Source organism: Pseudomonas sp. NFACC37-1, assembly GCF_900101575.1.
GTDB classification, from domain to species: Bacteria; Pseudomonadota; Gammaproteobacteria; order Pseudomonadales; family Pseudomonadaceae; genus Aquipseudomonas; species Aquipseudomonas fluorescens_AA.
Genome location: NZ_FMUZ01000064.1, coordinates 1 through 10,565 on the forward strand (window position 1 = coordinate 1; position 10,565 = coordinate 10,565).

Below are 10,565 nucleotides of genomic sequence, written 5' to 3' on the forward strand. Positions count from 1 at the left end.
GGGCTTTTGACATCGAAGCCGGCGCCGCACAGGCCTTCGACATCGAACTCCATCATGCGCTGGGCAACGAACTGGATCATTTGCTTGAGCAGATCAGCATCTGCCCCTTTCTCAACCAACTCGGTCAATGCGATAGTGGGCTTGGTCATCGTGGTTTCTCTGGTGAGTGTTTGGTCTTCGCAAACTCAACGTTAGCCAAGAACCACGATGACCATCCTCTTTCGCCCACAGGGCGCCTTCGGTTGGTTCAGTTACACCACTTCCTGGGACACGATCCGACACGATACTGCGACTGCCGGCCGCGCTCCGACTTTGCGTAAACAGTTCATTAACTCGACTGCGTAATCTAACCCGCTCAACGTTTGGAGTTCGACGCCTGATGTGATGGTTGTAGTAGCACGAACGCGGCACATCACCCAACGCTCCAAACGAACGGGTATGGGCATCAAACAACATCTCGTAGCCTTGGCTGGGGTACGCAACCAACCAGAATGCGCGACTGGTGCATAGCTACATATGGGAGACCTGGATACGTCGAAACAGGCCACCGATCAGCAGACTCTCTTCGCTCCAGTCAAATTGAAACGCCTCGCCGAGGGCAAAAGTCAGCGGTACAAAAGCGCGTAAAGACTTGCCTTGCTCGCACCGCCAAGAGCGGACAAACGCCGTGAGCTGGCTGTAACCGCCGTCATAACCCTCGGCCTTGATCTGCTCAAAAAGTGCTTTGACGCTCCTGCGGTTATGTTTTGGCCGGAACGAATCGGTCTTGAGCGCCTGCTCCAGCGTCTCGTGGAATGGGCTGAGTTTGTTGAAGGTTGCGCACCGTTGGTGCGCCGGCTGAGTGGCTTCGGGCGCTCTGACCCCTTTTCGGATGGTGTTTCTAGAAAGCCCGGTACGCTTGGCTATCTGATGCAGTGAGAGTTTGTCGCGGAAGTACATCCGCCGGATTTTTCCCAACATTTCCATGCTGATCACCCTGTGTTCTCCTGCTCAAAAAGTAAGGAGAGGCAGTTGAACACCTGGGTCGGTTTTCAGTCGGCAGAAGAGCCTCTAAAGGGTCAGTTTTCGATCAGCGGCAACAGTGACTCTGCCGCCCTACCGAGACACCGAGTTAAACTTTGAAGTTTGACATCAGCTTCATCTGCTCAGTAGCAAGATGGCTGAGGGACTGGCTGATAGTTGCGGAATCTTCGGCTTTCAAAGTCAAGGACTGAGCGACGTCTCGAATCGCAGAGATATTACGACTGACCTCCTCCGATACCGCGCTTTGCTCCTCCGCAGCACTTGCGATTTGAAGTGTCATATCGCTGATCACCTCCACGCCATGGTTGATGTCCCGGAACTTCTGGACAGTAATCTTCGCGATCTGAACACTTTCAACGGCCTGCGAGTGGCTGTCGCGGATCGAGCTGACCACGCTACCAGTGCCTTGCTGCAAGTGTTCGATGACCACCTGAATTTCAGCCACCGAATCTTGAGTACGCTTCGCCAAGTGCCTCACCTCATCAGCCACCACAGCGAAGCCTCTGCCAGAGTCACCTGCTCGTGCTGCCTCGATGGCCGCGTTGAGAGCTAACAGATTTGTCTGCTCCGCCACGGAATTGATGATGTCGAGCACGCCACCTATTTTCAAGCTAGTTGCCGATAAGGTCTCTGCTTGCTGCACAGCTAAATCAAGTTTAGAAGCAAGCTTGGTGATGGACTGCGTTGTCTGATCCACTGTCTTTTGGCCTTGCTGAGTCGCACCGTCAACCCGGCGGACGGCGTCTGCGGCAAGCGCAGCGTTGCGGGCAACGTCCTGTGAAGTGGCACTCATTTCAAGAGAGGCAGCTGCCGCCTGATGAACCTCGCGCAGCTGAGCATGCATACTCGTACTTGTTTGATTCGCAACCTCTGCTGCCTCACCAGCAGTTTGTCTAGTGCAGTCAGCGGATTGGCTCACTTTTCTGATGATGGGCTGAAGCTTATCCAAGAACTGATTGAATGCCATCGTCAAACTCCCAACCTCGTCGGATGGGGCGTAATCTACGCGGCGTGTCAAATCGCCCCCGCCACTGGCTATGTCCTTGAAAACGTCCGCCACTCGCAATATAGGTCGACTGATTGTACCCGCCATCAGCCACAGGATGAGAATGCTCACCAAAGCAGCGGACACTCCTAAAAGCGTCTGTAGGGTGGTTGCCTCTTTGCTAGCTTGGCTGAGATGCGCATGCAGCGCATTGGATGACGCAAACACCAACTCATCAGGTACCTGAATGATCACTGCCCAATTATCGCCACCTTGGATAGGCGCAAATGCCGCCACTACAGCGGTTTTGCCTTCAGCCTTCAGAACAGTAGGGCCCTGGTCTCCCAGATGCTCAATGAGCTGACCACTGGTCACTTGGTCGACCTCCGAGAACTTCCTCCCTGCAGACAATGGCTCACCACTCCGTGCCGCAATCACCCCGTCAGCACTAACAAAGGTTATTTGTGATTTACCGTCGTAGAGTCCTTGACTAGAAGCATCAACAATTTGCTGAAGACTGCCTAAACTTATGTCGACACAAATTACACCTAGGCGTGCAGTCCCAGCAAGAATTGGAATCGACACTGTAGACATTAATGCCGTGACACCTTCCGAATTAGTAAAGGAATAAGGATTTGTCACGCAGTCTTTGCCGCTCTTCATCGCGCATGTGTACCAGAACGTTCCTGGGGTTCCGTCATCCGCCATTTCCTTGTCGCTCATTATATACCCAGGCATCTGGGGCGATGCATAAATATAAGGAGCGAAACGTCCAGTTTCATTGCCACCTGCAGCCTTGTCGCCCACAAATTTTGAGTCGGATCCATCCAACGCGTTAGCCGCGAAGCCGATACCCACTCCCGACCCTTCAGAGTTAACTGTAACCTGGTTTTGGAGTAGTTCTATTAATCCTTTGCGGACTGAGGACGGATCCAGCTTTTGCTGCTGGCTATAAGCACGGTGATAGGTGACCTGCTGCATTAGCGCGTCACCAAAAATCCGCGCATCTGAAAAACGCTTACTCACAAGTTGCGCTTGCGTCTGACCAAGCGACTGCATGTACTGAAGAGCACTGTCTCCTAGCATTTTGGTACTGTAATCAGTACTAAGCGTCGAGATACCATTGATGTTATTTATCGAGAATGCTACCAAGGCACTCACGGTGCCGAGCATGCACAGCCCCGCGAGACCAGCGATACGAAATTTAATTGATAGACTGGCCAATGTGCAATTACTCAAGACGGATGGGGAATAGATTAGCAAATGTGCAGGAACCAACAGCCCACAGTTACAACTGAAACTATTGCTAAACATGGCCTAATCAAGCCAAGTAACGCAGTGAATTATTCGGCAAGCCTCCATCAGCATCGAGATCCCTTCCGGCCAGCAAAAACTCACCGTTCAATGGCCAACTTCAGATGCTGATGGTTGCGCCCGTTTTATCCTTGAGCTTGCCCGGTGATCCGCATCGACTCCATTTGGCTCGCCACCGAGCCCATGGTTAATATGATGTAATACTTCCCGAAGTTTTTTGTTGTCAAAACAGACCGTCTTTGGCGCTCATGGTTTAAGATGAGCGCACGCCGACCCACTAGTGCTTGAACATCACATGGCGAATTACGGTGTAGTCTTCCAACCCGTACATAGACATATCTTTGCCGTAGCCCGACTGCTTTAAACCTCCGTGGGGCATTTCACTCGCAAGCATGAAGTGCGTATTAACCCAAGTGCAGCCATATTGCAAACGTGCAGCAAGGCGATGTGCTCGTCCAACATCTGATGTCCACACGGATGATGCAAGACCATAATCTGAGTCATTTGCCCACGCCAACACCTGAGATTCATCTTCAAATTCGGTTACCGAAACTACCGGGCCAAAAACTTCCCTTCGCACTACCTCATCATCTTGACGAGCTCCGGCGAGCACCGTTGGTTGGAAAAAGAAACCAGGGCCTTCAACCCGTTTACCACCAGTCACCACTTTTATATGCGGCAAAGATCGCGCCCTTTCAACGAAGCCGACCACACGCTCTAAGTGCTGCTCAGTAATCATCGGCCCTAACTCGGTGTCCGGATCATCCTGAAGACCGCACTTAATTTGGGATACGGCCAACCCAAGCTTTTCAACAAACTGATCATAGATGCCTTTTTGCACATAGATCCGGCAGGCTGCGGTACAATCTTGTCCTGCGTTATAAAAGCCGAAATTACGTATACCATCTACTGCCGCATTGATGTCTGCGTCATCAAAAATTATGACAGGGGCTTTACCTCCCAACTCCATATGCATTCGTTTAACAGTGTTCGCTGTCTCAGCGATGATATGAGTTCCAGTGGCCACTGAACCTGTTAGTGAGACCATCCGCACTTTATCGTGGGTAGTAAGTGGCTGACCAACAGTTAGCCCTCGACCAAATACGATATTGACCACACCTGCTGGAAAAACCGTAGCAATTAAAGCGGCTAACTTCAGCGCAGTCAGTGGTGTTTGTTCGGAGGGTTTAAGAACAACCGTATTCCCAGCGGCTAGTGCTGGAGCTAGCTTCCATGCCGCCATCATCAAGGGATAGTTCCATGGCGCAATCGATGCGACGACGCCGATTGGATCCCGACGAATCATAGAAGTGTGACCAGCCAAATACTCTCCAGCTGCGGCGCCCTGTAAGCAGCGACTTGCTCCCGCGAAAAAGCGAAATATATCTGACACTCCAGGAAGTTCATCAGCTAAAGCCGCCGCGTAAGGTTTACCACAGTTATCGGACTCCAGACGCGCTAACTCTTTGGCATGACTATCGATGACATCTGCAAGTTTAAGAAGCAATAGTGAGCGATCTTTTGGAGTAGTCTGCGACCAACTCTCGAACGCGGCATCAGCGGCCTTGACGGCGCGATCAACCTGGGAAGGTGTTGCCTCGGCAATTTCTGCCAATCTGCAGCCGAGCGAAGGATTCATAACTACAAGGCGCTCGCCTTCCCCTTCGACAAGTTGGCCGTCAATGAGCATTTTGAAGTGCATAAGTTTCTCCATCGAGCGCAAGGACTTACTCCATTGAGCTCAAAAAATTTAGGATTATAGAATGTTTATCGTTTGCCAAGCCAAACGTCCAGTTAAAGATTCAAAACAATTTTTCAGCAGAAACATAGTCTCTCATGCCCCCCTGAAATAATAGGAATCTATACAGGTATTTCCAAGGATTGCTTACCTTTCAAAATCCACGCGACCACGCAACCAATTAAAAGCCATGCAACACCTACGAACTGGGCATTCGAATTGGCACTGAACAATGCGTAGCACAGAACGGCTGCACCTATCACAGGAGAGACGACATGCTTAAAGAAAGACTTGTCAGCCTTACTTTTGAAGAAAAAAACAACAGAAATGTGAAGCATTACATAAGCAGTCAATGCGCCGAATGTCACCATTGTCACGATCATTTCAATGTGATCTTTGGCAAGAATTGCAATAATGAGTGAAAGCGCAGCGACGAGATACAACGCTATAATCGGGGTTTCATTTCTATTGAGCTTAGTGAGCATACTGGGCAATTTTTTGTCGCGCGCCATGCAGTAGATGACTTTCGTCGTAGTAGCCTGTGAGGTGAGCGCATTGGCCAGCAAAGCGATAAGTGCGTTTGTTAAAGTAATAACAGGCAGGAACCAAGCCCCAACTATTTGCGTGCTAACCGTGTAAAACGCCACATCAGCGTCAGCGCCTTCGAATGTAGAACCTAGCGGAACAAAGACAGATACTAGATAAACTTGCGCTACAAACAATACAGTAACGATGACAAGCAATAACATCGTGGCCTTCGATACGGTTTTGCCGCCACCCTTGGCCTCTTCATTTAAAGTAGAGACAGCGTCAAAGCCGATAAAACTCAAAGCAGCGATTGGTACAGCGCTAAAGACAGCGGAAATACTGAACTGAGCCGGATTATAGAATGGAGCAAGTAGTTGAGCCCTAGAAACTGCACCGTCAGCAATAAGCCCGATCGAATATACTACGAAAATTGAGAGAACAACCAGCTGAATAATCAGAAGAACTTTGCCGACGTTCACGTTAACAGTAATTCCGAAAAAATTAACGATCAGAGGTACAGCAACAAAGAGCACTAGCCAAACAGTTTTATCGATTTCAGGAAACAGCGGTTGTAGCGCCGCTGCACCGAGAATCGCCAGCAATGCTGGAAGCAAGAGATAGTCCAACAAAATCGACCATCCTGCCATAAAACCAAATGTTGAATTTGTACCTTTTGTTACGTAAGAATATACCGACCCAGAGAGAGTAATGTGTTTCGCCATTTCACTGTAACTAATTGCACTGAATATCATGGCAATAGCTGCAAAGGCATAAGTCAGTGCGCTCATGCCGTTGGAGATATTGTGAATCGCTCCAAAGACAGGAATAGGAGCAATTGGACCGAAGTAAAGCAAACCATAGACAATTACGTCAGTAAGCGAGAGTTTCTTGCTGAGTTTACGACCCTCATTTGGCATAACCAAGGCATCACTCATTTTATTCCCCTTAACGATTGGCTGGGTACTTCCCCAGGCAGATTCGCACTACGTTTATCACACACTAGAAAAATCAGCTATGACAACGCGAAACGTTTTTGTTCTAAACAAACATCGGGACTGCAAGAATCCTTCGTATCAACCGCCAAACTTAATGTTTGGCATCAGATAAGTTCCATTATAAGACCCTTTGCCAAAGTGGACTTTCGAACAAGCGAACGGCGCTTTTCGTATGCGTGCACACCTCAACAGATGAAGCCTATAGCGCGACAGAGCAGCTAACCATCCGCTGCTCCGTACTTGCATCTAAATGCTAAGCCTAATGCCTACTCATCGAGTCGGACGCTCAGTTTGAATCAATCGCTACGTCTAACGGTTCAGGATCAAGGAACCGCCTAAGCACGTTGCCTGTGAGACGAGCAACATTATTGTCGTAGTCGTTGTGAGAAAGAGAGCCGGTATACGCAATCGACCCCACGGAAAATACTCCTCCCCCACCCGGCAGTGGAGTTAAGACGATATCTGCCCGCAAGCGTGACTGCTCAGTGCCGCCAATGGCAGGAATTGACTCGAGAACATCTTCGGCTGCCAGAAGGTAGGCATCCGAGAGCGGCCCTGACGTGGCTAGTAACAGTGCCCCGGGTGCTGATCCTAGCGAAGGATCGTATCGATCAATCTCCGCACCCGCGGCGCCACCGCCCATGATCCCAAAATCGCCTATACGCTCATCACGACCAATCCCTTCAAACGCAAATGCGGCAAGAGGATCGTAGCTGTCAGTAAGTCGCTCATAGTAAGTACTACGATCAAAGCCCTGCCCTGCGAATCCAACTCCTAACAATCGCTGTGGTGGCATACCTTTATTGCGCCACAGCCCGGCAATCTCTCCGGAAGTTTGGTGCCGGCGGTCACCAAACGCCGACTCGTGAGGCCTGGTACCGGCATCTGATCTTCGCAACTCCATGATATGCCGGTCTTCTGGATCAAAAGAAACAGTGGCGAAGAACCCATTTCCTCCCAGATACATCAAACGTCCACCGTTAGCAGTGAACGACTCAATCGCGTTAAGCTCGTTGCGCGTTACATACTCTGGATGGCTACAAGTGATCAAAATCTTATAATCTTTGATCAGGTCAAATCCCTCGCGATCAAGATCTTCGTCTGTGAGCGCATCAAACTCACAATCAATCGCCTCAAGCCAGTGCGCAATGCAGAGGTCAGCAGGAAGCCCCCACACACCTTCCGCCATGAACCAAGCGCGGTGCTTAGGATTGAGGGTCAGGATCGGACGACGGGGGCTGCTAAAAACAACACCCGACCCGTCATTATGTATTTCATAGCAGGAGCGACCAAACTCGGGATGATCTTGAAGCGTCAAATCCTGCCGATCAATGATCGGTGTACGGCTGGCTATAATTTCCGCTCCATTTGCTTCAAAGGCGATTCGGTCGTTGGCATACGCTAGGTAAGTTGCAGTGGAAAACAGCACTGCAACTTCGCGCTTGTGAGCACCTGGTTTGACAAAAAATGGGATGTACTGCTCGGCGCCCTCGCCCAGTAGTTTAACGGCATACACGCCACTTGTGAGATCCTCTGGAACCTCCATTGTGAATGCCGTCGGCCATTGAGCGTCTGTGATGTCATCGTCATGAAAATGAATGGCGTCGAACTCATTCGGTGCAGTCCTGAAGTCGTCATTCAACCCTTGGAATCTGTGTCCGGTCACTCCACGTGTCGGAGTGTTGAAACAGCGGCCGTGCAAATCATTTTTGGACTCGTCGACAACGTCTTTCAGCAAGAGGCCGTCCGCGCGATTGCTTTTCCCAAAGTGCCAGGCAGCAACCTCGTCAGCAACCGAATCACCCGGGTTTAGACGCGAGATGCGTATCCCACCGATCTTTCCATTGTAGGCTGCGGTTGCCAGCAATTGGCCGCCCTCATAACGTGCAAGAGCGCCTATTCGGAAGGGTGCTGTGGTGTTTGAGCGCCCAGTGCGAAATGGAACCGTGAGTGACTCTCCGGTCAGCGTATTTGCGCTCGATGACAGACGGTTCATGATGTTATCAATTGGTTCCTGGCCTATGCGCACGGAACCAAGATCGGGTTTTATCGTAACAGTGATGCGGTACCATTGATGTGCAATAAGGGGCGTTGCCAATGAGATTTTGCGCGTCTCGCCAGCTTCTCCCCATACAAATGTTGGTCGGCCTTCTTCCAACACAAGCGCGTAGCCAGCAGAACTCTCAGCAGACCAGTTTCCGAGCACTGCCTGTAGGCTAGAGTCACCACTTATCGAGTTCTGAGCAACGGTGTAAGCGCCAAAATTACCCGACCGCGTTCCGTGAGGAAGCGTCGGAAATATATGAGCTTCGATAATCAACCCATCCGGTGAACGGAGCAGTTCCTTCGGATCATTGACCTCAACGTAGGAGCCTGGCTGGCACACATATTCGTGACCTTCATAGCCCCCCTCGAACGACGAGGCGATTGGCGTCTCAAGGAAGCCTGGACTCGATCCTCCTGTGAACCCGTGACGGAGCTTAACCAGAGAGGCTTCATATTTTGCCACTCCTTCGCAACTCACCTTGAAAGAAAGACTTTGCCCAGGCGATACCGAGAAACGATCGCTATAGCCGAAAATTTGCTTGTTTGTATTTTTCATTTCCATTTCACCCGTTAAGCAACTGTGAATCCAGTTGGCATTACTTGATATCCAGGAGCGCCCGGCAACGAAGCGAAAAAACGTGACGCAAGGCATCTTCGTAAGTCAGGAAAACCCCTGGACTTGGCACGAAATTTCCTCGCTTCCCGATCACTATGTTTCCGACTCCCCAAGGCCCATCGGTACCAAGTGAAATGATGATGGCTTTGCCCGTGATGGAGGCGCCGCCCAGCCCCCGCACAACTCTCCCAGTCTTATCATCGTGGGGCCCGAGCGGCGAGCGCTCGAATGAAGCGACCACGTCAGCATCGCAGTCGGCGCGCAGGCGCCCGTAAAACCGGGCTTGGAATAACGTAGCCAATTCTGCTTCGCGTTCTGAGGAAGTACGCATGATCAAGCCCTCAGTGCGGTGATTGTTGTTTTTTTCATATATTCCTCTTACTTATCAGTTGCTCAAATATCCTTGTTGCGCACTCGCAACATGGCGGCGCTTCGCTCCGATGGTGAAAACTGACCGTCCTATGCCGGTGAAGACATATTCCATCGCGCGGGAGGGGTAATCTTTCATGTGAGAGAACTCATATTTTCGCCAGAGCGTACGCCGCACCAAATCGGTGCAATAAGTGCTTTACTACGAATCGGTGAGGGGCTGCCTTTTCGCACCTTCAAGGTCCGATAGACGACTCAAGGGCCTTCGCTTTCGATCCGCCAGAAGAAGTTGCGGCTTACTTCTGCTAAAGTTTGGCTAGGCTCTGTACGAAAAGAGATGTCGCAAACACCGCATGGAACAAGCCAGCGCGACCATGGCGGCATAGCTTTTTGCGAGCTTGTCGAAGCTTGTCACGATGCGGCGGTTTTCTTTCAGCCAGCCAAACATGCGCTCGATGATGTTGCGCTGTCGGTACTTAGGCCTATCAAACAGTCTGGGTAAGCCGGGTTTGGGTTTGCGCTTCATTGAGCGCAGCGGGATGACGGGCTGCATTCGATATTGGTCGCAGTAACGGCGAAGTGCCTCGGCGTCGTAGCCCTTGTCAGCAAGTAACCATTTGCAGCGTTTTCGCGGGCGCCCACGTTGGCTCAACGGGATGCCGACCTCGTCCAGCAATGGCTGGGCATAGCTGATGTCACTGGCTTGACCGCCAGAGAAAAGGAAGCGCAACGGTGTTCCGTTGGCGTCGAAAAGCATGTGGATTTTGGTTGTCAGGCCGCCGCGGCTGCGGCCTAGAGCGTGATCGGCAGGCTCGTCAGGCCCCCTTTTTTCCGAGCGCCAGATGAGGCTCGGGTTGCGCGTACTGCGGTTGAGTCGATCATCCAGGTTTGCAGATCGATCAAGCCTTGCTCATTCAATCTCAGGTGTAAGCGTTTGAGCATCTGATCGAA

The 10,565-nt window shown here is 51.0% G+C and carries 4 protein-coding genes and 4 pseudogenes; all 8 read right to left on the reverse strand.

Annotated elements, in window-relative coordinates:
• Positions 1-149, reverse strand: a pseudogene (locus tag BLP82_RS31065) (IS256 family transposase); the annotation flags it as partial.
• A gap of 235 nt (positions 150-384) precedes the next feature.
• Positions 385-957, reverse strand: a pseudogene (gene istA, locus BLP82_RS29370) (IS21 family transposase); the annotation flags it as partial.
• A gap of 154 nt (positions 958-1,111) precedes the next feature.
• Positions 1,112-1,990: a methyl-accepting chemotaxis protein gene (locus BLP82_RS32235; protein ID WP_371914158.1), complete on the reverse strand. Its 879-nt coding sequence runs from the start codon at positions 1,988-1,990 to the stop codon at positions 1,112-1,114.
• Positions 1,970-3,322 (reverse strand): annotated as a pseudogene (locus BLP82_RS32240) (HAMP domain-containing protein); the annotation flags it as partial. The pseudogene BLP82_RS32240 and the gene BLP82_RS32235, both read right to left, overlap by 21 nt.
• Positions 3,323-3,599: 277 nt before the next feature.
• Positions 3,600-5,024, reverse strand: a complete 1,425-nt coding sequence (locus BLP82_RS29380; protein WP_092176928.1) for a gamma-aminobutyraldehyde dehydrogenase — start codon at positions 5,022-5,024, stop codon at positions 3,600-3,602.
• Positions 5,025-5,182: 158 nt separating this feature from the next.
• The gene (locus tag BLP82_RS29385) at positions 5,183-6,523 is read right to left on the reverse strand and encodes an APC family permease (RefSeq protein WP_092176931.1); all 1,341 of its coding nucleotides are present in this window, start codon (positions 6,521-6,523) and stop codon (positions 5,183-5,185) included.
• Between the two features lie 346 nt (positions 6,524-6,869).
• Entirely contained in the window at positions 6,870-9,281 is a 2,412-nt protein-coding gene (locus BLP82_RS29390) for a N,N-dimethylformamidase beta subunit family domain-containing protein (RefSeq protein ID WP_218189444.1), read from the reverse strand.
• Positions 9,282-9,930: 649 nt separating this feature from the next.
• A pseudogene (locus BLP82_RS29400) lies at positions 9,931-10,565 on the reverse strand (IS5 family transposase); the annotation flags it as partial.